General features: G+C 67.2%; 27 protein-coding genes and 1 tRNA gene. 17 read left to right on the top strand and 11 right to left on the bottom strand.

Annotated elements, in window-relative coordinates:
* Positions 1–28: 28 nt before the first annotated feature.
* Both GRI75_RS06720 and GRI75_RS06725 read right to left on the bottom strand, forming a co-directional pair.
* Positions 29–187 (bottom strand): Flp family type IVb pilin, encoded by a 159-nt coding sequence (locus tag GRI75_RS06720; RefSeq protein ID WP_160746196.1) that lies wholly within the window; start codon positions 185–187, stop codon positions 29–31.
* Between the two features lie 99 nt (positions 188–286).
* The gene (locus GRI75_RS06725; RefSeq protein WP_160746197.1) at positions 287–475 is read right to left on the bottom strand and encodes a Flp family type IVb pilin; all 189 of its coding nucleotides are present in this window, start codon (positions 473–475) and stop codon (positions 287–289) included.
* A 99-nt stretch (positions 476–574) separates the two neighbouring features.
* Between GRI75_RS06725 and GRI75_RS06730 the strand changes: the two genes are divergently transcribed.
* Together GRI75_RS06730 and GRI75_RS06735 are read left to right on the top strand one after the other, a co-directional pair.
* Positions 575–1,033 (top strand): (deoxy)nucleoside triphosphate pyrophosphohydrolase, encoded by a 459-nt coding sequence (locus tag GRI75_RS06730; RefSeq protein WP_160746198.1) that lies wholly within the window; start codon positions 575–577, stop codon positions 1,031–1,033.
* Positions 1,011–1,087 (top strand) — tRNA-Arg (locus tag GRI75_RS06735). Before GRI75_RS06730 ends, GRI75_RS06735 begins: the two co-directional genes overlap by 23 nt.
* A 387-nt stretch (positions 1,088–1,474) precedes the next feature.
* Here GRI75_RS06735 and GRI75_RS06740 read toward each other — a convergent pair.
* Positions 1,475–1,879, bottom strand: a complete 405-nt coding sequence (locus GRI75_RS06740) for a metallopeptidase family protein (RefSeq protein WP_160746199.1) — start codon at positions 1,877–1,879, stop codon at positions 1,475–1,477.
* 106 nt (positions 1,880–1,985) lie between these two features.
* Between GRI75_RS06740 and GRI75_RS06745 the strand changes: the two genes are divergently transcribed.
* The 5 genes from GRI75_RS06745 (at position 1,986) to GRI75_RS06765 (ending at position 6,510) form a co-directional block, all read left to right on the top strand.
* The gene (locus GRI75_RS06745) at positions 1,986–2,474 is read left to right on the top strand and encodes a hemerythrin domain-containing protein (protein ID WP_160746200.1); all 489 of its coding nucleotides are present in this window, start codon (positions 1,986–1,988) and stop codon (positions 2,472–2,474) included.
* Positions 2,475–2,485: 11 nt separating this feature from the next.
* Positions 2,486–4,045, top strand: coding sequence for a phospholipase D-like domain-containing protein (locus GRI75_RS06750; RefSeq protein ID WP_328597943.1), 1,560 nt, complete (start codon positions 2,486–2,488; stop codon positions 4,043–4,045).
* Positions 4,020–4,628, top strand: a complete 609-nt coding sequence (gene folE, locus GRI75_RS06755) for a GTP cyclohydrolase I FolE (protein ID WP_160746201.1) — start codon at positions 4,020–4,022, stop codon at positions 4,626–4,628. The genes GRI75_RS06750 and folE overlap by 26 nt, the downstream gene beginning before the upstream one ends.
* A 31-nt stretch (positions 4,629–4,659) precedes the next feature.
* Positions 4,660–5,952 (top strand): UDP-N-acetylglucosamine 1-carboxyvinyltransferase, encoded by a 1,293-nt coding sequence (locus GRI75_RS06760; RefSeq protein WP_160746202.1) that lies wholly within the window; start codon positions 4,660–4,662, stop codon positions 5,950–5,952.
* 108 nt (positions 5,953–6,060) lie between these two features.
* The gene (locus GRI75_RS06765; RefSeq protein WP_160746203.1) at positions 6,061–6,510 is read left to right on the top strand and encodes a PA2169 family four-helix-bundle protein; all 450 of its coding nucleotides are present in this window, start codon (positions 6,061–6,063) and stop codon (positions 6,508–6,510) included.
* Positions 6,511–6,806: 296 nt separating this feature from the next.
* Here GRI75_RS06765 and GRI75_RS06770 read toward each other — a convergent pair whose 3' ends face one another.
* From GRI75_RS06770 to GRI75_RS06805, 8 genes are all read right to left on the bottom strand, one after another.
* Entirely contained in the window at positions 6,807–7,589 is a 783-nt protein-coding gene (locus GRI75_RS06770) for an enoyl-CoA hydratase-related protein (protein WP_160746204.1), read from the bottom strand.
* Positions 7,582–8,658 carry a 1,2-phenylacetyl-CoA epoxidase subunit PaaE gene (paaE, locus tag GRI75_RS06775; RefSeq protein ID WP_160746205.1) on the bottom strand — a complete coding sequence of 359 codons (1,077 nt, stop codon included), beginning with the start codon at positions 8,656–8,658 and terminating at the stop codon, positions 7,582–7,584. Before paaE ends, GRI75_RS06770 begins: the two co-directional genes overlap by 8 nt.
* Before the next feature lie 3 nt (positions 8,659–8,661).
* Complete coding sequence (gene paaD / locus GRI75_RS06780; RefSeq protein WP_160746206.1) at positions 8,662–9,147, bottom strand: 1,2-phenylacetyl-CoA epoxidase subunit PaaD; 486 nt, start codon at positions 9,145–9,147, stop codon at positions 8,662–8,664.
* A gap of 7 nt (positions 9,148–9,154) precedes the next feature.
* On the bottom strand, positions 9,155–9,907 hold the full coding sequence (gene paaC, locus GRI75_RS06785; RefSeq protein ID WP_160746207.1) for a 1,2-phenylacetyl-CoA epoxidase subunit PaaC: 753 nt from the start codon (positions 9,905–9,907) through the stop codon (positions 9,155–9,157).
* Positions 9,907–10,191, bottom strand: coding sequence for a 1,2-phenylacetyl-CoA epoxidase subunit PaaB (paaB, locus tag GRI75_RS06790; protein WP_160746208.1), 285 nt, complete (start codon positions 10,189–10,191; stop codon positions 9,907–9,909). The genes paaC and paaB overlap by 1 nt, the downstream gene beginning before the upstream one ends.
* A 19-nt stretch (positions 10,192–10,210) precedes the next feature.
* Positions 10,211–11,209, bottom strand: coding sequence for a 1,2-phenylacetyl-CoA epoxidase subunit PaaA (gene paaA, locus GRI75_RS06795; protein WP_160746209.1), 999 nt, complete (start codon positions 11,207–11,209; stop codon positions 10,211–10,213).
* A gap of 73 nt (positions 11,210–11,282) precedes the next feature.
* Complete coding sequence (gene pcaF, locus GRI75_RS06800) at positions 11,283–12,482, bottom strand: 3-oxoadipyl-CoA thiolase (protein ID WP_160746210.1); 1,200 nt, start codon at positions 12,480–12,482, stop codon at positions 11,283–11,285.
* The gene (locus GRI75_RS06805) at positions 12,475–13,992 is read right to left on the bottom strand and encodes a 3-hydroxyacyl-CoA dehydrogenase NAD-binding domain-containing protein (RefSeq protein ID WP_160746211.1); all 1,518 of its coding nucleotides are present in this window, start codon (positions 13,990–13,992) and stop codon (positions 12,475–12,477) included. The genes pcaF and GRI75_RS06805 overlap by 8 nt, the downstream gene beginning before the upstream one ends.
* A gap of 77 nt (positions 13,993–14,069) precedes the next feature.
* Here GRI75_RS06805 and paaG point away from each other — a divergent pair, with 77 nt between their 5' ends.
* The 10 genes from paaG to GRI75_RS14680 all read left to right on the top strand — a co-directional run bounded on the left by paaG (position 14,070) and on the right by GRI75_RS14680 (position 25,576).
* Entirely contained in the window at positions 14,070–14,861 is a 792-nt protein-coding gene (gene paaG, locus GRI75_RS06810; RefSeq protein ID WP_160746212.1) for a 2-(1,2-epoxy-1,2-dihydrophenyl)acetyl-CoA isomerase PaaG, read from the top strand.
* Positions 14,862–14,911: 50 nt separating this feature from the next.
* Complete coding sequence (gene paaZ, locus GRI75_RS06815; RefSeq protein ID WP_160746213.1) at positions 14,912–16,942, top strand: phenylacetic acid degradation bifunctional protein PaaZ; 2,031 nt, start codon at positions 14,912–14,914, stop codon at positions 16,940–16,942.
* 39 nt (positions 16,943–16,981) lie between these two features.
* Entirely contained in the window at positions 16,982–17,587 is a 606-nt protein-coding gene (locus GRI75_RS06820) for a transferase hexapeptide repeat family protein (RefSeq protein ID WP_160746214.1), read from the top strand.
* Between the two features lie 180 nt (positions 17,588–17,767).
* Complete coding sequence (locus tag GRI75_RS06825) at positions 17,768–18,700, top strand: hypothetical protein (RefSeq protein WP_160746215.1); 933 nt, start codon at positions 17,768–17,770, stop codon at positions 18,698–18,700.
* Entirely contained in the window at positions 18,697–19,887 is a 1,191-nt protein-coding gene (locus GRI75_RS06830) for a DegT/DnrJ/EryC1/StrS family aminotransferase (RefSeq protein WP_202389632.1), read from the top strand. The genes GRI75_RS06825 and GRI75_RS06830 overlap by 4 nt, the downstream gene beginning before the upstream one ends.
* A 37-nt stretch (positions 19,888–19,924) precedes the next feature.
* The gene (locus GRI75_RS06835; RefSeq protein ID WP_160746216.1) at positions 19,925–21,703 is read left to right on the top strand and encodes a GMC oxidoreductase; all 1,779 of its coding nucleotides are present in this window, start codon (positions 19,925–19,927) and stop codon (positions 21,701–21,703) included.
* Positions 21,704–21,967: 264 nt separating this feature from the next.
* Complete coding sequence (locus GRI75_RS06840) at positions 21,968–22,195, top strand: hypothetical protein (protein ID WP_160746217.1); 228 nt, start codon at positions 21,968–21,970, stop codon at positions 22,193–22,195.
* Between the two features lie 117 nt (positions 22,196–22,312).
* A complete protein-coding gene (locus GRI75_RS06845) occupies positions 22,313–23,179 on the top strand; it encodes a glycosyltransferase family 2 protein (RefSeq protein ID WP_160746218.1) in 867 nt (288 codons plus the stop codon).
* Positions 23,127–24,734: a lipopolysaccharide biosynthesis protein gene (locus tag GRI75_RS06850; RefSeq protein WP_160746219.1), complete on the top strand. Its 1,608-nt coding sequence runs from the start codon at positions 23,127–23,129 to the stop codon at positions 24,732–24,734. The genes GRI75_RS06845 and GRI75_RS06850 overlap by 53 nt, the downstream gene beginning before the upstream one ends.
* Complete coding sequence (locus GRI75_RS14680; RefSeq protein WP_202389633.1) at positions 24,731–25,576, top strand: glycoside hydrolase family 16 protein; 846 nt, start codon at positions 24,731–24,733, stop codon at positions 25,574–25,576. Before GRI75_RS06850 ends, GRI75_RS14680 begins: the two co-directional genes overlap by 4 nt.
* Positions 25,577–25,584: the final 8 nt, after the last annotated feature.

A 25,584-nucleotide genomic window follows, 5' to 3' on the forward strand; every position in this document is an offset into this window, starting at 1 on the left:
CCCATTCCAGTCCTTGCAGTGCTTGTGATTACAGCGAGCTGCTCACGGTCTCGAACGTCGTCGAGAGGCTGGTGCCCAGGCCGCTCATCGCGGAGATCGCGGCAACGGCGATCAGGGCGGCAATCAGCCCGTATTCGATGGCGGTCGCGCCAGCTTCGTCACGAAGCAGATTGTTGAAAAACTTCATGGTTAGTCTCCTGGTTCAGTCTTCGGTACCCGGCTCGACCCCCCGGTTCGTGTTGGATCAAGCAGCTTTGCGGAATAGTGGTGATTTGTTGAAAAAGTCCTAATCGCCGGCCATCGCTGCGGAAGCCGCGCTGTCGACCTTGGTCCACATGCCGGAGGTTCCGCCGCCCAGCGCCGCAACGGCCCCGACCATGCCAAGGAAGATCAGGCTCAGGATGAGGCCGTATTCGACCGCAGTCGCAGCCTGCCGGTCGGCGAGGAGCTTCCGCAACGTTGCAATCACACGCATGGCTGTGCTCCCACTGAGCTGGCGCAGAAGGCCCCTATGGCGCCGCAGCGTTAAGGAATGGTTCGCAGGAGCGAGTGATTGGCAAGAATTCCGACATGGATGGCAGTGGTTGCCGCAGCGATTCGCGACAGCGAGGGAAGGGTGCTTCTGCAGGAGCGATTGCCCGGCAAGCACCATGCAGGGCTGTGGGAGTTTCCCGGCGGGAAGGTGGAACCCTCGGAAAACCCGAGGTTTGCCTTGCGCCGGGAGGTCGAGGAGGAGCTCGGCGTCGGGCTCGACGAGGAAGCGATGGCGCCGGCCGGTTTTGCGGATCGCGAGGCCGGCGGGGGCGAACCGGCCATTGTCCTGTTTCTTTACGAATGCCCGGGGTGGGAGGGCGATCCCGAAGGGCGCGAGGGACAGCGCTGGGGCTGGTTCACCTGGGCGGAGGCTGCTGCGCTTCCCCTGCCGCCCATGGATCGCACTTTACTGGAAAGTCTTGCCCCCAAAGGGATTGCCAAGCCGGAAACACCCCCCTATGTGGCGCCCTCCAAGCGCGCCCGTAGCTCAGCTGGATAGAGTTCCTGACTACGAATCAGGCGGTCGGAGGTTCGAATCCTTCCGGGCGCGCCAACTTCGCAAGGCCGTCCCCATCGGGGGCGGCCTTGTGCGTTTCAGGGCTGGGGCGCAGGGCTGCCCTCGTCCCTATGAAAGGTATACGCTCGCAGAGGCGCAGAGGCGCGGAGAGATTGTCTCGCTCGTTTTGTCATTTCCGCGAAGCGGAACTCCAAGATTTCACTGCGTGGGGCGCCGAGCATCGCGGAACACCCCTCCGCGCCTCCGCGCCTCTGCGAGCGCAATCTACAACCCCGCCCTGTCGATAAACGTACTCATCTTCGTCATCCCGGCGAAGGCCGGGATCCATTGCCCTTCCGCGCTTGCGGCCCGATGGGCCCCGGCCTGCGCCGGGGTGACGATGGGTCGTTTTGGGTAGGCGCCACCGGCGGTGAAGCCGGCTCCTCAAAACTCCTCGCCGTCCTCCAGCAAGTGCATGGTCTCGTCGGTGAAGCCGAAATGATGGCCGATCTCGTGGACGACGACATGGGTCACGAGATCGCCGAATCGCACGCCGGTTTCGCGCCATTCGCGGATCAGCGGCTGGCGGAACAGGGTCACGATCGGCGGCATCTCGCTTGGGCTCCAGATGGAACGTTCGCTGAGCGGCACCCCTTCGTAGAGCCCGCTGAGGTCCCAGCGGTCGTCCAGCCCGACCGAGGCCAGCTGCTCACGCGTGGGGAATTCCTCGACCCTCACGACCACGTCGCCCAGGTGCTCGCGGAACTGCGGCGGCAGCCTGCCAAGGGCCTGGCGCGCCATCATTTCCATCTCCGCCCTGCCGGGCGCCTCGTCGCGCAATATGCCCATGCGCCTGCAATATGGAGCAGGCGGGCGCCGGCGCTACTCCTTTTCGTCGCGGAACCGCCGGCTGTCCCGCCGGTTCATCTGGTGACTGAGGACAGGAGGCAGGCCTTTGGCTGACAACACCGACATTTTCGCGCGCCTGATCGAGGATCATGATCTCCATCGCGATCTGTTCGCCCAGCTCGGGGACGCCTCCAGCGAAGCCGACCGCACGCGGCTGCTCGAACGCCTTACCAAGGAGTTGAAGGGTCACGCCGCGGCGGAAGAGCAGGCGCTCTATTCCACCATGTTGCGCAAGCCGGAGACCACCGACGAGACCCGTCATTCGGTCGCCGAGCACAAGGAGATCGAGGACCTGCTCAACGATCTCGCCGCGACCGATACCTCTTCCGAGGAGTGGGCCACCAAGTTCGAGCACTTGCGGCACCGCTACACCCACCATATCGACGAGGAAGAAGAGGAAAACTTCCCGGACTACACGCAATATCTGGATGAGGACGACCTCACCTACATGCGCTCGGTGTTCGAGCGGCGGAAGCGGGAGGAGAGCAGCCAGGCTGAGGTTACACCAGAGAAGCTAGAGGAAGCGCAGGAGTAGGCATAAGCGCATTGAACGAGGACAGCGGCAGCGAAGACTGGTTCGACGACAGCTCCGTCGAGCCGGGCGTATGGCGTTACGCGAAGGTCAAGCGCGCCGCCGTGATCGTCGATGCGGCCGATTATTTCGCGCTGATGCAGCAGGCGATGCTCAAGGCCCGCCGGCGCATCCTGATGATCGGGTGGGACTTCGACACCCGCATCCATCTCGCGATCGGCCGGCGCTGGTGGCAGAAGGCGTGGCGGCGGAAATGCCCGGCGCGGCTGGGCAGCTTCATCCTGTGGCTGGGCCGGCACCGCCCGAACCTCGACGTCCTGATCCTCAAGTGGAGCTTCGGCACTCTCAAGTTCCTCAAGCGCGGCTCGATGCTGCTCGATCTGGTGCGCTGGAAGTCTCACGAGCGGATCCAGTTCAAGTTCGACAACGCCCACCCGGTCGGCTGCAGCCATCACCAGAAGATCGTGGTGATCGACGATTCGCTGGCGGTGTGCGGCGGCATCGACATGACCAGCGAGCGCTGGGACACGCGCGAGCATGTCGAGCACGATCCGCGCCGCAAGACGCCGAGCGGGGAGAAATACTGCCCTTGGCACGATGCCACGATGATGCTGGAAGGGGACGTTGCGGAAGCGCTCGGCGAACTCGGGCGCGTGCGCTGGCGGCGCGCCGGCGGCCGCGAGCTCGGGGAAGTCGAAAGTCCGACCGGGAGCGCGTGGCCGGAAGGACTGCAGGCCCAGTTCAGCGATATCGAAGTCGGTATCTCCCGTACCCGCGCCGCCTACGACGGTGTCGATGCGGTGAGCGAGATCGAGCAGCTGTTCCTGCTCCACATCGCCCGGGCCAAGCGCTTCATCTATGCAGAAAGCCAGTATTTCGCCTCGCGCAAAGTCGGCGAGGCGATCGGCAAGCGGCTGCAGGAGGAAGATCCGCCGGAGATCGTCATCGTCCAGCCCTGCCACGCGGAGGACTGGATCGAGCAACTTGCGATGGACACCGCCCGGGCGCGGCTGGTCACTTCACTGCGCGAGCTCGACCACAAGGGACGGCTGCATCTGTTCGTGCCTCACACCGGCGAAACGCCGATCTACTGCCATGCCAAGATCATGATCGTCGACGACGAGGTCCTGCGGATCGGCTCGGCCAACCTGAACAACCGCTCGCTCGGCCTCGACAGCGAGTGCGACGTGTTCATCGACTGCGCGCGGCCGGCGAACGGCGATTGCGGGCCGGCCATTCGCGCGCTGCGCCATTCATTGCTGGCCGAGCACTGCGGGCTAGAGGAAAGCGAGGTCGGGCCGCTGATCGATCGGCACGGCTCCATGGCGGCGATGATCGCGGAGCACGGGCGCGGCCCCGGCCGATCGCTGCGGCCGCTGGAGATCGAGAAGCCGAACGGTCTGGAGAAGGAGATCGCCGACAGCGAGACGCTCGATCCGGAGACTCCGGAACAGATGTTCGAGTTCCTCCAGAGCAGGCGTGGCCTTTTCCGTCGCGGCAGCCTATTGAGCCGCGCGAAAGCGCGACTGCAAAGGAAACGAAGCGTCAATGAGCAGCCTTGTAGGCCCGGATGAGGACGATCCGCGCGGTAAGCCCCCGGTGCCCGATGAGGTCCAGGACGCGATCCGCACGTTGATCCGTTGGGCCGGCGACGACCCGGAGCGGGAAGGTCTTCTCGACACCCCTGCGCGCGTGGGGCGTGCCTGGAAGGAATACTGCCTCGGCTATACCGAGGACCCGGCCATCCACCTGAGCCGCGTGTTCGAGGAAGTCGGCGGGTACGACGAGATCGTGCTGCTGAAGGACATTCCGTTCCAGAGCCACTGCGAGCACCACATGGCGCCGATCATCGGCAAGGCGGCGATCGCATATCTGCCGACCAACCGGGTCGTCGGCATTTCCAAGCTCGCCCGCGTGCTGCACGGCTATGCCCGTCGGCTGCAGATCCAGGAACGCCTCACCGCCGAAGTGGCGCAGTGTATCTGGGACCATCTGGAGCCGCGCGGCGTTGCCGTGGTGATCGACGCAAACCATTCGTGCATGACCGCGCGCGGCGTGCGCACCCCCGGGGTGAGCATGGTGACGAGCCGGGTCATGGGCATCTTCCGCAGCGACCATCGTAGCCGCGAGGAAGTCCTGAAGCTGATGGGCTACTGATGCCCGACCAAGGAATACGAGGAATGAAGCAATGAGTTCGCTTCTGGTGCGCGGCGGCCAGCGGCTGACCGGCCGTGTCGAGCCGTCGGCCAACAAGAATGCGGTCCTGCCGGTGCTCTGCGCCACGCTGCTGACCGATGCCCCCGTGACCCTGCGCAACGTGCCGGAGATCACCGATGTCGAGCGCATCGTCGGCTTCTTCGGCGAACTCGGGTCCAAGGTCGAATGGGACCGCGCGGCCAAGCTGCTGACGATCGACCATTCGACCGTGCCGGCGGGCGCGAAGGCGACCCTGCCGCAAGCCATGCGCGCGTCGATCATGATGATCCCCGGCCTGCTCGTCCGCCTGGGCGAGGCCCGGCTGGAGCACGAGGTCAAGGGCTGCACGCTCGGCGCGCGCGAGATCGATCCGCACGTCGAGGTGTTCAAGGCGTTCGGCGCCGATGTCGAGACCGGCGGCAAGGAGATCGTCTTCCGGCGCCGCCAGGCGGGCGAGGCGGTGCGCATGTGGCTGGAGTACGCATCCGTCACCACGACCGAGAACTTCATCCTCTGCGCCCTGGCCACGAACGGCACCTCGCAGGTCGTCAACGCCGCGTGCGAGCCGCACGTCCAGGAACTGTGCGACTTCCTCGAGCTGATGGGCGCCAGGATCGTCGGCAAGGGCACTTCGATGGTCTCGGTCGAGGGCGGCGCGGAGCTCGGTTCGGCCGACTACACATTCAGCGAAGACTATCACGAGATCGCCACGTTCTTGGCCCTCGCTGCGGTGACCGGCGGCGACATCTCGGTTCGCAACCGCCACCCCGAGCACTTCCCCTTGCTCGATCGCACGTTCGCCAAGTTCGGCGCCGAGGTCGAGCACGCCGACGGCTGGTCGCGCCTCGCCGCGCCGGAGCAGCTGGTGGTGCGCGAGAACTTCACCTCCCACCTGATCACCAAAGTCGAAGCGGCTCCCTGGCCCTATATCCCGGCCGACCTGCTGCCGATCTTCATCGCTCTGGGCGTGAAGGCCAAAGGCCAGACGATGTTCTGGAACAAGGTCTACGAAGGCGGCCTGACCTGGCACACCGAACTCTCGCTGTTCGGCGCGCACACTCTGCTGTGCGATCCGCACCGCCTGATCACCTTTGGCGGCGATGCATTGGCGCCGGCCACCGTGACCAGCCCCTACATCATCCGCGTGGCCATCGCGTTGCTGATGGTGGCGAGCTCGATCAAGGGCGAATCGACGATCCTGGATGCCGACCCGATCCGGCGTGCGCACCCGGGCTTCGTTCGCAACTTCGTCGCCCTTGGTGCCGACGTTCAATGGACTGACTAGCCGACTGTCCCGACATTCGCGCGGGCCGTCGATTGACCGGTCCGCGCGCGGAACATGTCCACTGCTCAACCGCTTGTGTCGCGAAGCCGAACCAAGAGGAGCTTACGCATGGACAAGTCGCACGACATTACCGTCATCAACACGCTGATCGCCACCACTCTCGACAGCGTGAAGGGTTATCGCGAATCGGCAGAGGACAGCCAGGTCGCCACTCACGCGCAGTTCTTCCGAGAGATGTCGGAGGAGCGCAGCAGAGTCGCATCCGACCTGCAGGCGCATGTCCGCGCGCTGGGCGGTGAGCCGGAGATGGAAAGCTCCACCGCCGGCGCGGTGCATCGCACCTGGCTGAACATCAAGGAAGCGGTGACCGGCCAGGACGAAGGCGCGATCGTCAACGAGGTCGAGCGCGGCGAGGACTACATCAAGGACAAGTACGAAGTGGCCTTGCGTGACGGCGATCTCTCGCCTGAGACCCGCGGCGTGCTGGAGAAGTGCATGGAGTCGATCCGCAAGGGACATGACCGCGCCAGCGCCATGAAGCACGCGCTCGCTCACTGAGGCTGCGTGAAGCGACCCAATCCTCCCCCTCTGGGGGAGGGGGACCGCCGAAGGCGGTGGAGGGGGGTGGCCTGGGCGTACTGTAGAGCCAGGCCGCGGGGGGGGGGGGGGGGGGGGGGGGGGGCCCCCCCCCCCCCCCCCCGCGGGGGGGGGGGGGGGGGCGGGGGGGGGGGGGGGGGCCCCCCTGGCCTGGACGATCGGTTGAGCCAGGCCAAGCCCCCTCCGTCAGCCCTACGGGCTGCCACCTCCCCCAGAGGGGGAGGATCTTACGCTTGTTCAGGGGGCGCGTTCGTGCCCTAGCGGCTCCGCCAGACGGGTGGGCGCTTTTCGCGGAAGGCGCGCAGGCCTTCGGCCTTATCCTCGGTGCCGAGCAGACTCAAGAACAGCTCCCGTTCGGCCCGCAAGTGTTCGGAAACAGCGAGCTGTCCGGCATTCTTGATGCTGGCTTTCGCTGCCGCGAGCGCCAGCGGCGCGCGTGCGGCGAGGGTGGAGGCGAGGTCGAGCGCGGCTTCAAGCGCTCCGCCGGCAGGCACCACGTCGGCGATCAGCCCGGCCTCGCGGGCTTGAGCTGCGCCGATCGGCTCCCCCGTCAAGACCACGCGCATAGCCAAGGCGCGGCCGACCAGGCGGGGCAGGATGGCCGTGCCGCCGGCGCCGGGCATGATGCCGAGGTTCGTTTCGGGCAGGCCGATCCTGGCGTCCTCCCCGGCGACGACGATATCGGCGCACATCATCAGCTCCGCCCCTGCGCCGAGGCACCAGCCTTCGACTGCGGCGATCAGCGGCTTGCGGAAGTCCCTGATCGCCGCCCAGGCTTTGAAGCGGTCGCTCTCCACCGGATCGCTCGAACTGGCAGCAGCCAACTCGCCGAGATCCGCCCCCGCGGCGAACACGCTCTCGCTGCCGGTGACGACCGCGACGCGCACTTCATCGTCGCCGTCGGCCCGTTGCAGCGCGCCGGCGATTTCCTGCAGCAGCGGCGTGGCCAGGGCATTGCGCTTCTCCGGCCGGTTGAGCCGCAGGAGCACGATGCCCGGACCGGGCCGCTCCACGATCAGCAGGGGCGCTTCCTCAGGCATCGTAGTCGAGCTCCACTTCGTCGCTGACCGGCACGGCCTGGCAGGTGAGGACATAGCCTTGCTCCACCTCCTGCGGGGAGAGGCCGAAGTTCTGGATCATCCGCACTTCGCCTTTGGTCACTTTGGCGCGGCAGGTCGCGCAGACGCCGGCCTTGCAGGCGAACGGCGCCGGCAGGCCCGCGGCGCGCGCGTTCTCCAGGATCGTTTCCTTGGCCGGATCGAAGGCGATCCTGCGGCGGCGCCCTTCGATCGTCAGCATGACCGGCTTGCCCGCTGCGGCCTGCTCCATCGCGCGGGCGGCGGCGACCTGGGCCTCGCTCATCGCGCCGACCGTGAACCGCTCGATCATAATCCTGTCGCCGGGCACCCCGGACGAAAGCAGCCCGCTCTCGACCGCGTCCATCATCGGGCCGGGTCCGCAGATGAAGGCCGTGTCGATCTCGGACGGTTCCACCAGAGTGCCCAGCACCGCGGCGACCTTCTCGCTGTCCAGCCGCCCGTTGAAGATGGCGATCTCGCCTTCTTCCTCCTCGAGGAAGTGGAACACCTGCAGGCGGCTCATGAACTTGTCCTTCAGCCGGGCGATTTCCTCCAGGAACATCACGCCGGCCGAGGCGCGGTTGCCGTAAAGCAGCACGAACCGGCTGTTCTCTTCGGTCGCCAGCCCGGTCTTGAGCAGCGAGAGGATCGGCGTGATGCCGGAACCGCCGGCGAACGCGGCGTAAGTGCCGGACTGGTCGGGGCTGAACCGCCGCGTGAAGCTGCCGTGCGGGGCCATGACGTCGAGCGTCTGCCCGGCGGCCAGGTGCGTGTTCGCCCAGGTGGAGAAGCGGCCGCCGGCGATCTGCTTGATCGCGACGCGGAGCTCGTTCTCGTGCGGCGCGGTGCAGATCGAATAGTTGCGGCGGACCTCCTCCCCGTCGATCTGCGCGCGCAGCGTCAGGTGCTGGCCGGGGGTGAAGCGGAACACTTCGACCAGGTGATCGGGCAGCGCGAAGCGCAGCGACACCGCGTCGGCGGTTTCCCGGCGGACTTCGGCGATCACCAGCGGATGGAACTGCGCGGACATCAATCAGTGGCACTTGAAGTAGTCGAACGGCTCGCTGCACGATCCGCATTGCCACAGCGCTTTGCACGGGGTCGAGCCGAAGCGGCTCACCTCGCGCGTTTCGGTCGAACCGCAGCGCGGGCAGGCCACCGCCTCCTGCCGGGCTCCCGGAGGGGCGATGCCGTAGGCGCGCAGCTTCTCCCGCCCCGCGTCGGTGATCATGTCGGTCGACCACGGCGGCGAGAGGACTGTTTCGAGGATCACGTCGGAGTAGCCGGCTTCGTCGAGCGCGGCCCGCACGGATTGCTGGATCACCAGCGTCGCGGGACAGCCGGTATAAGTCGGCGTGATCCGTACGACGACCCGCCCGTCTTCGGCGCAGGCCACTTCGCGGACGATCCCGAGATCGACCAGGGAGACCACCGGCAGTTCCGGATCCGGCACTTGCTCCAGGACCGTGCGGATGCGCTGGAGCAGGTCCGGCTGCAGATCTTGGGCGGTGCCGACCATCTCTCACCTACCAGCGCGCGTCGGGATAGGCGCGGGCCAGCACCTGCATTTCCGCCAGCATTCGGGAAAGCTCCTCGCCGTGCCTGCCTCGCCTGCCGCCGGAAAGCGGCCACTGGCTTGGCTTCACTTCCAGGGTCGCGCGTTCCACCACTTCGGTCATCCGCCGGTCGAATTCGCCGCGCAGCGCGCGGCGGTCGGCGGCGATGCCCGACGAGGCAAGCTCCGTCTCAAGCGCGTCCAGCTCGAACATCTCGTCGACGAAGCGCCAGAACCAGTCGAGCCCTTCCTCCATCCGGCGGTGGCTTTCATCCGTGCCGTCGCCCAAGCGGATCACCCAGTCGCTCGACAGCTCGACATGATAGCGGACCTCCTTCACCGCCTTGGCGGCAATCTCCGCGATCCGCGTGTCGCTGGAAGCGGTGAGGGCTTCGAGCAGCAGCTCCCGGTGCAGCGAGAACAGGAACTGCCGCGCCATGGTCTGGGCGAAGTCGCCGTTCGGCTGCTCCACCAGCAGGCAATTGCGGAACTCGGCGGCATCGCGGTGATAGGCCAGCGCGTCCTCGTCCCGCCCTTTGCCCTCGATCTCCCCGGCATAGGCCAGGAAGAGCTGGGCCTGGCCGAGCAGGTCGAGCCCCATGTTGGCGATACTCAGGTCGACCTCGACCGAGGGAGCGCGGCCGCACCATTCGCACAGGCGCTGCGCCAGGATCAGGCTGTCGTCGCCGAGGCGCTGGAGGTATTCGAACAGCGGGTCTGCCATCACATGTGCTTCACGGCGTCGGGCAGATCGTAGAACGTCGGGTGGCGGTAGATCTTGCTTTCCGCCGGCTCGAACATCTCCGCCGAGCGGTCGGGATCGGACGCGGTGATGTCGTTCGACCGCACGACCCAGAGGCTCACGCCCTCCATCCGCCTGGTGTAGGTGTCGCGGGCATGGCGAACGGCCATCTCCGCATCGGGCGCATGGACCGATCCGACATGCCGGTGCTCGAGCCCGCCGCGGGGGCGGACGAAAACTTCCCACAAAGGCCAGTCCCTGCTCATCCGGTCGGGCTCCTGCTGTTCACGCGGCGAGGCTGCGCTGCGCCTGTTTCGCTTCGTAGGCATCGGCGGCCTCGCGCACCCAGGCGCCCTGGTCCCACGCGTCGCGCCGGGCCTTCAGGCGCTCCTTCGCGAGAGGGCCGTCGCCGCGCACGACGGCGTAGAATTCGGCCCAGTCGATCTCGCCGAAATCGTAGTGGCCGCGTTCCTCGTTCCACGTGAGGTCGGGGTCCGGCACCTTGAGACCGAGCAGTTCCGCCTGCGGCACGGTGGCGTCGACGAACCTCTGGCGCAGCTCGTCGTTCGTCTCTCGCTTGATGCGCCAGCGCATCGAACGGGCGGTGTTCGGGCTCTGGTCGTCGGGCGGGCCGAACATCATCAGGCTGGGCCACCACCAGCGGCCCAGCGCGTCCTGCGCCATCGCCTTCTGCTCCGGCGTGCCGTTCACGAGCTGGAGCAGGAGGTCGAAGCCCTGCCGCTGGTGGAAGCTTTCTTCCTTGCAGATGCGGACCATTGCCCGGGCATAAGGGCCGTAGCTCGTCCGCTGCAGCGGGACCTGGTTCATGATCGCCGCGCCGTCGACCAGCCAGCCGATCGCGCCAATGTCCGCCCAGGTGAGCGTAGGATAGTTGAAGATGGTCGAGTACTTCGCCTTGCCGCTGTGCAGGGCCTCGATCATCTCCTGCCGGCTCGTGCCGAGGGTTTCGGCGGCGCAGTAGAGGTAGAGGCCGTGGCCCGCCTCGTCCTGGATCTTCGCCAGCAGAATCGCCTTGCGGGCTAGGCTGGGCGCGCGGGTCAGCCAGTTGCCTTCAGGCAGCATGCCGACGATCTCGCTGTGCGCATGCTGCGAGATCTGCCGCACCAGCGTCTTGCGGTAGGCTTCCGGCATCCAGTCGTTCGGCTCGATGAATTCGTCCGCCGCGACCCGCTCTTCGAACCGGGCGACCTTCGCCGGGTCTTCTGCGTCGTTCTGCGCAAGGCCCGCGTCAGCCGCCTTCTTGTCCATCTCGGTCGTGTACATGGCACGTCTCCAGTAAGTACTAATATCATTCACCGACCGGACGGTCAATGAAATACCGAGCCGCGGCGCTGCCTCAGACCCGCTCCAATGCCATGGCGATGCCCTGGCCGACGCCGATGCACATCGTGCACAAGGCGCGCCGTTCGCCCCTGCGCGCGAGTTCCTCCGTCGCGGTGAGCACCAGCCGCGCTCCGGACATTCCCAGAGGGTGGCCCAAGGCTATTGCGCCGCCGTTCGGGTTCACGTGCTGCGCGTCGTCGGGCAGGCCCAACTGGCGAAGGACTGCGAGGCTCTGGGAGGCGAAAGCCTCATTGAGCTCGACGATGTCCATCTCGGCAATCGTAAGTCCGAGCCTGTCGAGCAGCTTCTCGCTCGCCGGGGCTGGGCCGATGCCCATGATCCGGGGCGGCACGCCCGCCGTCGCCATGCCGAGCACGCGCGCACGCGGCGTCAGGTGGTAACGCTCGACGGCCGCCTGGCTGGCAACGATAATCGCGGCGGCGCCGTCGTTTACGCCGCTGGCGTTTCCGGCCGTGACCGTCCCGTCGGGCCTGACGATCGGGCGCAGTGCGGCCAGTTGCTCCAGGCTCGTCTCGCGCGGGTGTTCGTCCCGCTCGACCACCAGGGGCGCGCCCTTGCGCTGCGGGATCGCGACCGGCACGATCTCCGCCGCCAGCCGGCCGCTCGCCTGGGCGGCGGCGGTGCGGCGCTGGCTCTCGCACGCGAAGCGATCCTGGTCCTCCCGCGTAACCTGGAATTCCTCGGCCACGTTCTCCGCCGTCTCCGGCATCGAATGCGTTCCGAAGGCCTGCTGCATCAGCGGATTGACGAAGCGCCAGCCGATCGTCGTATCGTGGATCGTGCCGGCGCGGGAAAAGGCCTGCTCCGCCTTCGGCATCACGAACGGCGCGCGGGTCATCGACTCGACGCCGCCGGCGATGAACAAGTCTCCTTCATCCGCCTTGATGGCGCGCGCGGCATAGGCGACGGCATCCATTCCGGAGCCGCACAGGCGGTTGATCGTGGTCCCCGGTACGTTTTCCCCGAGGCCGGCGAGCAAGGCCGCCATTCGAGCGACGTTGCGGTTGTCCTCGCCGGCCTGGTTGGCGTCGCCAAGGATCACATCGTCGACTTGGCCGACGATGGCCGGCCAGCGTTCGATCAAGGCCGCGATCGGCACGGCCGCGAGATCGTCTGCCCGCACCGAGGCAAGCGCGCCGCCGAAGCGGCCGATCGCGGTGCGCGCGGCGTCGCAGATGAACGCGTCAGCCATGCCTGTTATCCTGGTTGTCTCCTGGTACGCTCCAGCCGGCCTTCGGAGTGCGGAAAAAGGGGGAAGGGCTGTAGATCGCATCGCCGGCGCCCTGGGCGATCTGCTGCAGCACGTCCGCCACACGCTCGCGCCCGAACCGCTCCGCCCATTCGAGCGGCCCTTCGGGATGGTTGGCGCCAAAGCGCATGGCTCGGTCGATGTCCGCCGCGCTGGCGACATCATCCACGACCGCATCGGCGGCGGCGTTAGCGAGCTGGGCGAGGGTCCGCAGGACCAGCAGCCCCGGCCTGTCCGGCAAGGCGAGCGCCTGCTTCCCGACCGCCGCGAACAGGGCCGCGGCCGCCGCGGCGGCTTCGCTCGTGCGGGCGGCGATCGGCACACGGGAGGCGGCGGCGAAATCGCGGACGTGATCGAGCAGCACGTCGGTATTGCCACGTTCCGACAAGGTTCGGCCGTCGCCTACTGCCAAGACCACGCCGCCGACCCGCAGCGTGTCCGGCCCTAGCCGGGCGTCCAGCGAACAGGCGACACCCTGCGCCCGCAGCGCCGCGACAAGGGGGACGATCTCGCGCTGCTCGGGCGTCACCTCGACCGGGGGGAGAGGCATGGCGGGCACTACGGCCGTGGGCTCGGGCCGCCCCGCGGGGTAAGTATAGACGCCTTCGCCGCTCTTGCGCCCCAGCTTCCCGCTTTGCGTGAGCGCGCGCTGCGCCGGCTGCAGCCGGAAGCGCGTCTTGCCGCGGTAGCCGTCATGGACATTGGCGGCGACGCCGTAGTTCACGTCCTGGCCGATCAGGTCGGTCAGCGCCAGCGGGCCCATCCTGAAGCCGCCCGCGCTCTCCAGCGCCGCGTCGATCTTGGCCGCAGGTATGCCTTCTCCCCAGGCGGCGAAGGCCTCCGCATAGTATGGCCGGGCAACCCGGTTGACGATGAAGCCGGGAACGTCGCGCACGCGGGCTGCGATCTTGCCCCAGCGCTGCATCGCCGCTTCCGCTGCCTCGACCGTCGCCGGGGCGGTGTACGTGCCGGGGATCACTTCCACCAGCTTCATGACCGGCACGGGATTGAAGAAGTGGAGGCCGATGAAGCGCTCCGGGTGCGGGACACCGGCGGCGAGAGCGCCGATCGACAGTGAGGACGTGTTGCTGGCCAGGACCGCGTCCTCGGCCATTGCCGCCGCCAGCCGGGCGAAGACGTCCCGCTTTACCTCAAGGCGTTCGACCACCGCCTCGATCGCGAGCCGGGCAGTGGACGCGCGGGCCATGTCGGTCGTGCGGACGATCCGGGCCGCGAGTTCGGCGGCCTCCGCTTCCGCCACCCTCCCGCGCTCCACCATCCCCGCGAGTGACTTGTCGAGCGATTGCCGGCTGCGCTCCAGCGCCTCCTCACTGGTGTCGATCAGGATGACCGGATGCCCGACCTGCGCCGCTACCTGGGCGATGCCGGTCCCCATCGCTCCCGCGCCTATGACGGCGACAGGGGAGTTGGCGGGGATCGCATGCTTGTCCATACCCTGCTGTAGCGCCCTGCAAGGCCCTTGCCAATAATCGGCTGACCGGGCAGTCTATTAATTCAGGAGAGCAGGCGATGGGCTACGAGACGGTCATCTACGCAGTCGAGCAGGGGGTTGCGCGGGTAACCTTGAACCGGCCGGACCGGCTCAACAGCTTCACCGAGCAGATGCACCGCGAAGTTGCCGAGGCGCTCGACATGGCGGACGCCGACGAAACGGTCCGCGCGCTGCTGCTGACCGGCTCCGGCCGCGGCTTCTGCGCCGGGCAGGACCTGAACGACCGCGCGGTTTCGCCGGGCGGCGAGGCGGTCGACCTGGGAGACACTGTGGAGCGGTTCTGGTCGCCGCTGATTAGGCGCCTGGCCACGCGGGACAAGCCGGTCGTATGCGCGGTGAACGGGGTCGCCGCCGGCGCGGGAGCCAATGTTGCGCTCGCGTGCGACATCGTCATCGCGGCGCGCAGCGCGAAGTTCATCCAGTCGTTCGCCAACATCGGGCTCATTCCGGACTCCGGGGGCACCTGGGTCCTTCCGCGCCTGGTCGGCCAGGCCCGGGCGCTCGGCCTCGCGCTCACCGCGGAACCGTTGCCGGCGGAGAAGGCGGAGGACTGGGGCCTGATCTGGAAGTGCGTCGACGACGATGCGCTGGAAGAACAGAGCATGGCGCTGGCCAGCCGCCTGGCCGCCGGGCCGACGCGCGGGCTCGCCGCCACCAAGCATGCCATTCGCGGCGCGCTGCTCAACGACCTGCAGACCGAACTGGATCACGAGCGGGACCTGATGAGGAACCTCGGGCAGAGTTCGGATTACCGTGAAGGGGTGGCCGCGTTCATGGAAAAACGCCAACCCAGCTTCGGGGGACGCTGAGTTCGTACCAGGGGTCGCATTACCGAGGGTCGCATTACCAAGGACTGCCGATGACCCAGACGTTGAAGAATTACGCCCGTGACCAATGGTTCGAGTCCACTTCCGGCCTCGTTGAGATCCGCTCGGCCATCGACAACTCCATCGTCGCCCACACCGGCACCGAAGGGCTCGATTTCGCCGCGGTCCTCGATCACGCGCGCACGGTCGGCGGGCCAAATCTTCGCCGGATGACGTTTCACGAGCGGGCCTACATGATCAAGGGGCTCGCCAGCGCGATCATGGCGCACAAGGAAGCACTCTACGCCATCTCGGCTACCACCGGCGCCACCCGGTCGGACAGCTGGATCGACATCGAAGGCGGCGCGGGGACCCTGTTCGTGATGTCCTCCAAGGCGCGCCGCGAACTTCCGGACGGTCACATACTGACAGACGGCGATTTCGAGCCGATCGGCAGGCGCGGAACCTTCGTGGGCCAGCACGTCTATACCTCCCGGCCCGGCGCCGCGGTTCACATCAACGCGTTCAACTTCCCGGTCTGGGGAATGCTGGAAAAGCTCGGCCCGACCTTGCTGGCCGGCGTCCCGGCGGTCGTGAAGCCCGCAACCCAGGGCGCGCAGCTTGCGGAAGCGTGCGTCCGCATCATGATCGACAGCGGCCTGCTGCCGAAAGGGGCACTGCAGCTTCTGGTCGGCTCGGTGGGCGATCTGTTCGATCATCTGACCTGCCAGGACGTGGTCTCCTTCACCGGCTCCGCCGCCACTGCGGCGAAGCTGAAGAACCATCCGGTCGTGCAGCGCGAGTCCGTGCGCTTCGTGGCGGAGCAGGACTCGCTGAACGCGTCGATCCTCGCGCCCGATGCCCAGCCGGGCACTCCGGAGTTCGACCTGTTCGTGAAGGAGGTGGTCCGCGAGATGATCACCAAGGCCGGCCAGAAGTGCACCGCGATCCGGCGCGCGCTGGTCCCGGCCGAACTGCTGGGCGCGGCCGAGGCGGCGATCCGGGGGCGGCTCGAGAAAGTGGTCGTCGGCAACCCGATGAGCGAGGGCGTGACGATGGGCGCGCTCGCCTCGATGAAGCAGCTCGAGGACGTGCGCGAAAAGGCGCGCCTGTTCGCCTCTGAGGCCGAACTCGTGTTCGGCGATCCGGAGCTGGTCGATGCTGCCGGGGTGGAGCCGAACACCGGTGCCTTCGTCTCGCCGATGCTGTTTCGCGCGGATGCTCCGTGGAAGGCGAATGTCATCCACGATGTCGAGGCGTTCGGCCCGGTCGCGACGCTGATGCCTTACCACGGTGTGGACGACGCGATCGCCCTGGCGAACCGCGGCAAGGGATCGCTGGCGCTGTCGATCTTCACTTACGATCCCGCGCTCGCGCGCAGGTTCATCGAAGGCGCCGGAGCCTATCATGGCCGCATCCTGTTCATCGACCGGGACTGCGCAGCCGAATCCACCGGGCACGGATCGCCGCTGCCGATGCTGATCCACGGCGGTCCCGGGCGGGCCGGCGGCGGCGAGGAGCTCGGCGGGGTCAGGGGCGTGAAGCACTACATGCAGCGCAGCGCGCTGCAGGGCTCGCCGCGCACCCTTTCGGGCATCGTGGACAAGTGGCTACCGGGCGCGCCGCAACCTACGGGCGAGGTCCATCCTTTCCGCCTGACTTTTGGCGAACTGGAGGTCGGTTACACTTACAACACGCCGTCCCGCACGATCACGATCGAGGACATCGAGCATTTCGCGGAGTTCACCGGAGACGCGTTCTACGCGCACATGGACGAGGAGGCGGCGGCCGCCAATCCGTTCTTCCCGGGCCGGGTGGCGCACGGATACCTGATCCTGTCGTTCGCGGCCGGCCTGTTCGTCGATCCGGCTCCGGGACCCGTGCTCGCCAACTACGGGCTCGACAATCTGCGATTTCTCAAGCCGATCACGCCCGGCACGGCGATCGAGGTCGCGCTGACGGTCAAGTCCAAGAAGATGCGCGCGCCGGGGGAGTACGGCGAAGTGACCTGGGCGGTGAGCGTAACCGACGGCGACGGGGACGTGGCGGCGACGTACGACCTCCTGACCATGAACGCCGTGTGATCTCCCGTTCGCCGCTGGGAAGCAGGAAGAGGGTGCCCGATGCCGTGTTACGCTTTCGATGGTCTGGTGCCGGTGGTCATGCCCGGCGCCTTCGTCCACCCGGACGCCGTGCTGATCGGCGATGTCGTGATCGGGCCGGAGGCGTACATCGGCCCCTGCGCGTCGCTGCGCGGCGATTTCGGGCGGATCGAGATCGGCGAAGGGGCGAACGTGCAGGACAATTGCACCGTTCATAGCTTTCCCGGCCGCACCGTCATCGTCGGCGAGCACGGGCACGTCGGGCATGGGGCGGTCCTGCATGGCTGCGTGGTGGGGCGGAACGCGCTGATCGGCATGAACGCCGTGATCATGGACAATGTCGAGATCGGCGAGGACGCGATGATCGGGGCGATGGCCTTCGTGAAAGCCGGCACGGAAGTCCCGGCCGGTGCGCTCTGGGCAGGCTCTCCCGCCCGGCAGATCCGCTTGCTGCGGGAGGAGGAGAAGCGCTGGAAGGTGGAAGGTACGGCCATGTACCGGGAGCTCGGCCAGCGCTGTATCCGCACGCTCCATCCCGTCGCCCCTCTGGCGGCGGAAGAGCCCGATCGCCAACGCCTGCCCGGCGGCTATCTGCCCAAGGCGGAGATCGGACCCGACAAGGGTTGATCGCTTAGCGCAGCGGCGCGGCCTGCATCTACCTGAAGGAATTAAGCCGCATGCTCCCTTTGAGGCACGCGTGCCGGGGCGGTAACTTGCCGGCAGGAGGAGCACGGGGCGTCTCCCGCTTGGATCGATCGGGACGGCCCGCGGGTCTGCGATCCTGGCGCCGCAGGCCATGGAGGTACGATGGAGAAGCAACGATCAGGCGGCGGCGTCTTGCTGCTGGATCGCGAGTTGTTGCTGGCAGACGAGCTTGGCGGGGAGGATTCCCTGCCTCTTGCACCAGATACCCTGCTTCTCACCGATGCGCTGCCGGCAGCGGGCCCGATCCGGCCGATCGAACTGCGACCGCATGGCGCCGACGACGATCTGCCGCTCCCCTCTTACGGTTTCGGTTCGATCACCCGGAAAGGCCAGCGCCGGGCAAGCGCTGCGGCGAAGGCCGGCCCGCCCACGGTATCGGGCCGGGGTGATCTGGAAAGCCTGCTCGAACGCGCCAGGCAGTCTGCGCAGTCCTATTTTCTGCACGAGGTGCGGACCAGGAAAGCGCTGCATGTGGCGTTGGGCAAGGCCTACGAGTTCTCGCTCGCTGCATTGGCTGCGCCCGCGGCGTTCGACCGGCTTCTCGCCAGCGCCGGCCTCGCCAGGCAGGATCGTGCGCCGATGACGCCGATCCTGAAGCTGGTCTTCGGCAGCGAGTACGACAAGCGCCGCCTGACCGAGTACGCAGCGGTCCTGTCCTACGCGCGCCGCAAGGCGATGTCGGCGGAAGCTTTCGCCGCTTTCCTGGCCGCGGCCCAAGGCGGCATCAAAGGCATCGTGGCGATCGAGCGGTCGATCCGACACGGCTGCGGGAGCGTTGTCGAGCGGATCGAGCCCAGACCCGCGATCGCCAGGCGCCTGCGCCAGATGCGCTGCGAACCGGCCGAGGCGCTGGCGCAAGGGGACGACGAGTTCGCGCTGTTCCTTGCCCGCCGCCTGCCTGATGGCGGTCTCGAGATCGTCAGCGCCGTGCCGCGCGACGTCGCTCTGCTCGAGCGGGCGGCGCGGCGGCTGTTCGCGGCCCGCGATGCGCGGCAGGCCGGCCGCATGCAGTCACAGCACCGAGAGGCAGGATGATGGCGAAGCCGGGTTTCAGGGAATGGTTGGCGGCGGGGCAAGCGATCCGCGGCGGCAACCTGCTGCGGCTGGAAGGCCCCCGCGGGCTGACGACCCGGTTCGAGCGCGACTTTGCCCGCTACATGGGATCGGAGCACGCGCTCACGGTCACCAGCGGAACGGTCGCGCTGCACGCGGCGATGACGGCGATCGGGGTCGGCCCGGGGGACGAAGTCCTGGTGCCCGCCTACACCTGGATCGCTTCGGCCGCGGCGCCCGCCTTGGCAGGGGCGGTGCCGGTGCTGGTCGATATCGACGAGACGCTGACGATGGATCCGCGCGATCTGGAGCGCAAGATCACGCCTTACACCAAGGCGATCCTGCCGGTTCACATGGTCAACGCGCCTTGCGACATGGACGCCATCATGGAGATCGCCCGCCGTCATGGCCTGGCCGTGGTGGAGGATGCCTGCCAGGCAGTCGGGATCGACTACAAGGGCCGCAAGCTCGGCTCGATCGGCGACATCGGCGTCTACAGCTTCAACCACTACAAGAACATGACCATCGGAGAGGGCGGGGCGCTCGTGACCAACGACGCGCACCTTTTCGCGCGGCTGATGAACTTCCACGATCTCGGCATCTGGGCCCGCGACGGATACGAAGCCGGCAACGAACCGGCGTTCCTCGCCTCGCATTCGCGGGTGACCGAAGTGCAGGGCGCGATGTTGGGCGTCCAGTTGTCGCGGCTGCCCAAGAGCGTCGCCCGGCTGAAGGCTGCGCGCAAGGTGGTCCAAGAGGTGCTGCAAAGCGCCGGCGGGATCAGGATCTCCCCGCACAACGACCCGGAGAACGCGGCGACCGTTACGGTGATCTTCGACACCGAACAGGAAGCCCGCGACTATGCCAGGCGGCCGGGGGTGCATTGCCTCTACGACAACTCGAAGCACGTCTACACCAACTGGGACCCGATCATGAACCATCGGACGGCCCACCCCGCTCTCAATCCCTGGGCCTGGGCTCACCGGCCGATCACCTACGATGCCGAGACGTGCGCCAAGACCCTGGCGATCATGCGCCGCACTTGCCGCCTGCATCTGAGCCCGACCTGGCCGGCGCCGGTGATGAAGTTCATGGCCAAGGCCGTCTATCGTCCGAACTCTCCGGCGAGCCCGGCCTACCGGCTGGTGGAACTGGCAAGGGGCGCCTGATGCCCGGATCGCCCGACGCCCGCGATGGCCGCCCCCGATGCGCATCGATCGGCTGAGCGCCGTCAAGCACGGCGCGGTTCTCAAGACAGACCTGGCCATCGTGGGCGGGGGCCCTGCGGGCCTGACGATAGCCGAACAATGCGCGCGCCATGGCATCGCCGTCCTGGTGATCGAGAGCGGGCTCGAACAGCAGGACCACGACCACGAGGCGCTGAACGAAGTGCAGCTGGGACCCTGCGACCGGCCAGCCGAATGGCACGGCGCGCGAACGGCCTTCCACGCCGGCCTGGCGGAGCTTTGGTCGGCCGAGCGGCAGGGCTACGGGGTCAGGTGCCGCGGCCTTGGCGGTTCGACGCAGGCGTGGGCAGGCAAGTCGGCCTGCTTCGATCCCATCGACTACGCGCGCCGCCCGTGGGTCGAAGCGTCCGGCTGGCCGGTTTCGCCTGCTGAGCTACAGCCCTTCATCCGGCAGGCGGGAGACTTGCTCAACCTCTGCCCGAACGAACCGTCCCCCCGCTTCGCCGGGACGGATCTCGTGTCGTTCTACTGGCAGTTCTCGCGCTCGCGAGTCGAACGGCTGGACGTGATGCGCTTCGGCCGTGAGCTGCTGGCGCGTTCGCCGCCCGGTGTGGACGTGCTCCTGGACGCGACGGTGACGCGGATCGCGCTTGCGCCGGACGGAACGCGGGTCGCCTCCCTGGATGTCGCCAACCTTGCGGGCAGGCGGGCGCGGGTCGAAGCCGCGCACTTCGTGCTGGCGGCCAGCGCCATCGAGAATGCCCGGCTGCTGCTCGCGTCGAACGACGTCGCGCCGGCTGGGATCGGCAATCCGTACGACAACGTCGGCCGCTACATGATCGACCACCTTGGGGCGAGCCTGGGCGCGTTCGAGCCGCAGCACGTTGCGCGCATGGCCAGGCTGTTCGGGTTCTACGGCGTCCCGCACAATGGCAAGTCGCACATGTTCATGCATGGCCTGGCGCTCGCTCCCGAACTCCAGGAGAGGGAGGGGCTCCTCAACGCGGCGGTGTACTTCGCCCCGCAGCGCGCGCCGGACGATCCGTGGGATGCCCTCAAGCGTCTCCTGAAGGGGCGCAGTTCCGCAACGGCGCGGGACATCGCGTCGGTCGCGAAAGGGTCGGGCACGCTGGTGCGGGGCATGGGCGTGAAGGCTCTTTCGGCGCCGCAGTTCCCCGGGGTCATGAAAGAGCTGATCGTGAACTCGGCTATCCGCCTGTCGCCGAACATGGTCGCGGCGGAGTTCTCCAGCGGCGGGCTGCCGCACAAGCTTTCCGGGCTATCGCTGGAAGCAGTGACCGAACAGGAGCCGCAACGCGACAACCGCATCGCGCTTTCGCCGGATCGCGACCGCCTGGGCGTTCCGCTGCCGCGCGCCGATTGGCGGGTCGGGATGAAGGAGCGGCGCACGCTGCTGGCCCTGGCGCGCCGGGTGGGAACGGGCCTCGCGTCGGCCGATCTGCCGACACCCCGCTTCGCCAGCTGGATCGAGAGCAAGGAGCCGGCGGCTGCCGGCCCGATCGACCTTGCGCATACGATGGGGACCACGCGCATGTCGCTTCACCCCCGGAGCGGCGTGGTCGACCGGCATTGCCGCGTCCACGGCGTCGCAAACCTCCACATTGCCGGTGGGTCGGTCCTGCCGACCGGCGGCCATGCCAACCCGACCTGGATGATCCTGGCCGTGGCCTGCCGCCTGGCCGCCCGGCTGCGGGACGAGTACTTCCAGGCTGAAGCTTGCAGCAAGCCGCATCGCTCGTCTGCGACTGCGCAACTTGCCGATCCGGTAGTCCAGTGAACTTCCTCTGCTACCTTGGGACTAGGTATGGTGGACAATATTCATGCTCCCGTTGCGCAGACAGTGGAAACACCGGGCTAGTACTATCGCTAGATGGCCCGAAATCAGGCAAGATACGCTGGGTTCGCGGCACATCCACTCCAAACAGTGCAGGCTTCTCCAATCGCCTTGTGAGGATAGCCCGACTGAAGGAACAGGCGGGACGTTTCGATGGGATCTTCTGAAGACAACAATCGGAAGTTGCTGAAAAGCTTGCATGACTTGATGCTCGACGAGTCATCGCTGCATTTTAGCGACTTCGTCGAAGTCTGCGACGCTTTCGTGAAAGGCTATTCGAAGTTCGAGCGGACGGGCGTCCCCGGTCCGGCGGTGGCGCTGGCCATGCTGGGGGCTTCGCTCAACATGTTCGACATGTTCGGTATCCGCGACGGGGTTCCCGAGCTCTTGCGCGGGCTGGCTGACAAGATCGAGAACGAAGGCCCTGTTCACTGACCGCCCGAGTGGCGATCCCGCTACCCCCATTGGGGTGAGTCCAAAGCTTCCTTGGTCCCGCATTTGCCGCGCCATAGAATGGGATGAGAGCAAAGCATCCCGAAGCAGCGAGGCCCGATGCGGATCCATATTGCCATCGCGACGACCGGTCGTCCCTCGATCACCCGGCAGGTGGTTCGCCGACTGTCGCAGCAGACCAGGCGGCCCGACGGCGTGATCGTGGTCGGCGCAAGCCGCTCCGACGTCGCCGGACTGGAAGGCTCGGCCCCGAACCTCGAGGTGACGACTGCGGAAAGGGGCCTCTGCAAGCAGCGCAACGCCGCTCTCGATCGCCTGAAGGGCAAGTGCGACGTCGTCGTGTTCTTCGACGACGATTTCGTGCCGGCCAACGATTACCTCGCCGCGCTCGAGGATATGCTGACGAGCGAGCCCGAGGTGATCGGCCTGACCGGCGAGCTCGTCGCCGACGGGGCCCGGACCAGCCCGATCGCGTTCTGCGAGGCCGCCACACGCCTCGACATGGCGCGGGAACGGCCGCAGCCGGTCCACCGGAAGTGCACTTCGCTCTACGGTTGCAACATGGCTTTCCGCCTGCAGGCGGCCGAAGGCCTGCGCTTCGACGAGACCCTGCCCTTGTACGGCTGGCAGGAAGACGTCGACTTCACCCACCAGCTGAGCTGGCGCGGCGACCTGATCCACACCAGCCGGATCACCGGCATTCACATGGGCGCCCGCAGCGGCAAGACATCGGGTCGGCGGCTCGGCTACTCCCAGGTCGCCAATATCGTCTATCTCCGGCGCAAGGGCACTCTGCAGCCCTGGCACGGCGAAGAGCTCCTCCTCCGCAACCTGATGGCCAATGCCGTGAAGAGCATCCGTCCAGAACCCGACGTGGACCGCCGCGGGCGGCTCGCCGGGAACCTGCTGGCTCTTGCGGACCTGGTTCGAGGGCGGATCGATCCGCGGCGGATCGAACTGCTCTAGAGATGATCTGCAGCCCGATTCCACCGGCCGCGCACGCGTGGCCCGCCGCCGGCAGCTTGCGATGAGCTTGCGGCTCGGCATCATCCGCGGCTCCTTGTCGCTCGCGGGGGCCCGCATCGCCGTCAGCCTCGGCAACGCGCTCGGCATCCTGGTGCTCGCGCGGATCCTCACCCCGGCGGACTTCGGCATCGTCGCGATCTCGACGGCGCTGATCAGCATCGTCATGGCGGTAACCGAAGCATCGCTGCAACCCGCGCTGATCCAGAGCCGCAATCCGACGCCCGACCATGTCGACACCGTATGGTCGATGTCGCTCATCCGGGCCGGCCTGATCTTCGCGATCTTCCTGGCGTCCGCCTGGCCGCTCGCGGCGCTTTACGGCGATCAGCGCCTGGTGGGCGTGCTGATCGTATCCGGGGTGACCGGCGCTTTCATGGAATTCTACAACCCCCATATCACCCTGGCGACGCGGACATTCGATTTCCGGCCGCTGGTGACGTTCCAGATCTTGCAGAAGTTCGGCGGCCTTGCGCTCGCGATCGGGCTTGCGCTGTGGTTCCGCAGCTTCTGGGCGATCATCGTCGGCAATGCGGTGGGCACCCTGGCGGCCTCGCTCGCCAGCTACCTGATCGCGCCCTACCGCCCGCGATGGAGCCTTTCGCGGGTGGGCGAGATCTGGGGCTTCTCCCGCTGGATGTTCCTCAACCAGCTGTGCGAGACGCTCAACTGGCGCTTCGATCAGCTGATCATCGGCCTTACCGTCACCAGGGCGCAGCTCGGGTTCTATTCCGTGGCGGACAGCCTGGCGGTGATTCCCTCGCGGGAACTGTCGGCGCCGATCTCCAGCGCGATCTTCCCCGGGCTGGCCAACATCGCCGAGAAGCCGGAGAGGCTGCGAGGATCGTTCCGCCGCGCCCAGTCCGCGATCGCCATGATCACCGTCCCGGCGGCGGTCGGCCTGGCGCTCGTCGCCGAACCCGCGGTGACCTTGCTGCTGGGCGAGAAGTGGCTCGCTGCCACCGTCTTCGTGCAGATCCTGTCGATCACATACGCCTTCGACATGTTCATCATCGTCGTGCGCCCGCTGGGCATGGCGATGGGCGAGACGCGGCTGTTGTTCTTCAGGCAGCTCCTGGGCCTGGGCATCCGCGTGCCGCTGATCGTTCTGGGCCTGGTGTTCGGCGGCCTGGTCGGCGCAGCGCTCGGGCGCGCGTTCGGCAGCGCGATAAACTGCTTCATCAGCTTCTTCATCGCGGATCGCCTGGTCGGCGTGCCGGTGGGGCAGCAACTGAGGGACCATCTGGCAACATTCACCGGCACCATCGCCATGGCCACCCTGCTGCTGTTCCTCCAGGCTGAGTGGGGGGCGCTGCTTGCGATCTCGCCGATCGTGGCCCTCGCCGTGCTGGTTCCGGCGGGAGCGGCAACTTATGGCATCGTCCTCTATCTCCTGTGGCAACTCGGCGGCAGGCGGGAAGGACCGGTGACCGAAATCGTCGGCGCCACGGAGGCGCTCCTTCCCGTGCTTTTCGCTCGGCGTGCGGTGCGCTCGTGACCGGCGCCTGGACCAGCAAAGTCTTGCTGCTGACAGCGGCTCTGACCGCCGGCTGTGCCAACAACCAGGCGCCCGCGGGAGAACCGCTCGACTTGTGCCGGTACGCGATCGTGTTCGCCGACGAGTTCGACGACCTCAGCATCGCCCCGCGCGTCCTCGGAAACGAGCGGTGGACCGCCCATACCCCGTGGAACGGGGATTTCGGCGATGCGGTGTTCACGGATCCGCGAGCCGGCGGACCTTTCGCGGTCCGCGACGGCAAGCTGCTGATCACCGCCAGCAAGGACGGGGAGGGCAAGTGGCGCTCCGGCCTAATCGCTGCTGCCGACGCATCGGGCAAAGGGGCGGGGGTACAGTACGGATATTTCGAAGCACGGATGAAGCTGCCGCCGGGCCCCGGCACTTGGCCGGCCTTCTGGCTGATCAGTCTGAAACCGGCCGAGGACAAGCGCCCGAAGGTGGAGATAGACGTCATCGAATACTACGGCCACCGCACCGATCGCTATCACGTGACCGGGCACGTCTGGTATTCGCGGCCGGACCAGGACAAGACCTATCGCTCCGGCAGCAGAGTGCCTGTCGAGCCCGGCTCCCTGACCGGGGCATTCCATACCTACGGAGTCCGCGTGGAGCCCGGCACGATTACATATTACCTGGACCGGAAACCGGTTTGGCAGCAGCCGACGCCGCCGGAGCACCAGACCCCGCTCTACCCGCTGGTCAACCTGGCGCTCGGCTCCGGCTATCCCATCGACGAGACACCGGATCCTTCGGTGCTGGAGGTAGACTACGTGCGCGTCTACCGGCCGATTGAAGGTGCGGCGGGCGAGTGCCGGGATTGACCACGGTG

The organism is Croceibacterium soli, assembly GCF_009828065.1.
Taxonomy (GTDB): domain Bacteria; phylum Pseudomonadota; class Alphaproteobacteria; order Sphingomonadales; family Sphingomonadaceae; genus Croceibacterium_B; species Croceibacterium_B soli.

Bases quoted from the DNA above. Each gene is read 5' to 3' on its own strand.
- paaG (WP_160746212.1), top strand. From the start codon at position 14,070: ATGGGCTACGAGACGGTCATCTACGCAGTCGAGCAGGGGGTTGCGCGG.
- paaE (WP_160746205.1), bottom strand. From the start codon at position 8,658: ATGTCCGCGCAGTTCCATCCGCTGGTGATCGCCGAAGTCCGCCGGGAA.
- GRI75_RS06760 (WP_160746202.1), top strand. From the start codon at position 4,660: ATGAGTTCGCTTCTGGTGCGCGGCGGCCAGCGGCTGACCGGCCGTGTC.
- folE (WP_160746201.1), top strand. From the start codon at position 4,020: ATGAGCAGCCTTGTAGGCCCGGATGAGGACGATCCGCGCGGTAAGCCC.
- paaC (WP_160746207.1), bottom strand. From the start codon at position 9,907: ATGGCAGACCCGCTGTTCGAATACCTCCAGCGCCTCGGCGACGACAGC.
- GRI75_RS06765 (WP_160746203.1), top strand. From the start codon at position 6,061: ATGGACAAGTCGCACGACATTACCGTCATCAACACGCTGATCGCCACC.
- paaD (WP_160746206.1), bottom strand. From the start codon at position 9,147: ATGGTCGGCACCGCCCAAGATCTGCAGCCGGACCTGCTCCAGCGCATC.
- GRI75_RS06840 (WP_160746217.1), top strand. From the start codon at position 21,968: ATGCTCGACGAGTCATCGCTGCATTTTAGCGACTTCGTCGAAGTCTGC.
- GRI75_RS06820 (WP_160746214.1), top strand. From the start codon at position 16,982: ATGCCGTGTTACGCTTTCGATGGTCTGGTGCCGGTGGTCATGCCCGGC.
- GRI75_RS06730 (WP_160746198.1), top strand. From the start codon at position 575: ATGGCAGTGGTTGCCGCAGCGATTCGCGACAGCGAGGGAAGGGTGCTT.
- paaZ (WP_160746213.1), top strand. From the start codon at position 14,912: ATGACCCAGACGTTGAAGAATTACGCCCGTGACCAATGGTTCGAGTCC.
- paaB (WP_160746208.1), bottom strand. From the start codon at position 10,191: ATGAGCAGGGACTGGCCTTTGTGGGAAGTTTTCGTCCGCCCCCGCGGC.
- GRI75_RS06805 (WP_160746211.1), bottom strand. From the start codon at position 13,992: ATGGACAAGCATGCGATCCCCGCCAACTCCCCTGTCGCCGTCATAGGC.
- GRI75_RS06725 (WP_160746197.1), bottom strand. From the start codon at position 475: ATGCGTGTGATTGCAACGTTGCGGAAGCTCCTCGCCGACCGGCAGGCT.
- GRI75_RS06825 (WP_160746215.1), top strand. From the start codon at position 17,768: ATGGAGAAGCAACGATCAGGCGGCGGCGTCTTGCTGCTGGATCGCGAG.
- GRI75_RS06830 (WP_202389632.1), top strand. From the start codon at position 18,697: ATGATGGCGAAGCCGGGTTTCAGGGAATGGTTGGCGGCGGGGCAAGCG.
- GRI75_RS06720 (WP_160746196.1), bottom strand. From the start codon at position 187: ATGAAGTTTTTCAACAATCTGCTTCGTGACGAAGCTGGCGCGACCGCC.
- GRI75_RS06740 (WP_160746199.1), bottom strand. From the start codon at position 1,879: ATGGGCATATTGCGCGACGAGGCGCCCGGCAGGGCGGAGATGGAAATG.
- paaA (WP_160746209.1), bottom strand. From the start codon at position 11,209: ATGTACACGACCGAGATGGACAAGAAGGCGGCTGACGCGGGCCTTGCG.
- pcaF (WP_160746210.1), bottom strand. From the start codon at position 12,482: ATGGCTGACGCGTTCATCTGCGACGCCGCGCGCACCGCGATCGGCCGC.
- GRI75_RS06835 (WP_160746216.1), top strand. From the start codon at position 19,925: ATGCGCATCGATCGGCTGAGCGCCGTCAAGCACGGCGCGGTTCTCAAG.
- GRI75_RS06770 (WP_160746204.1), bottom strand. From the start codon at position 7,589: ATGCCTGAGGAAGCGCCCCTGCTGATCGTGGAGCGGCCCGGTCCGGGC.
- GRI75_RS06845 (WP_160746218.1), top strand. From the start codon at position 22,313: ATGCGGATCCATATTGCCATCGCGACGACCGGTCGTCCCTCGATCACC.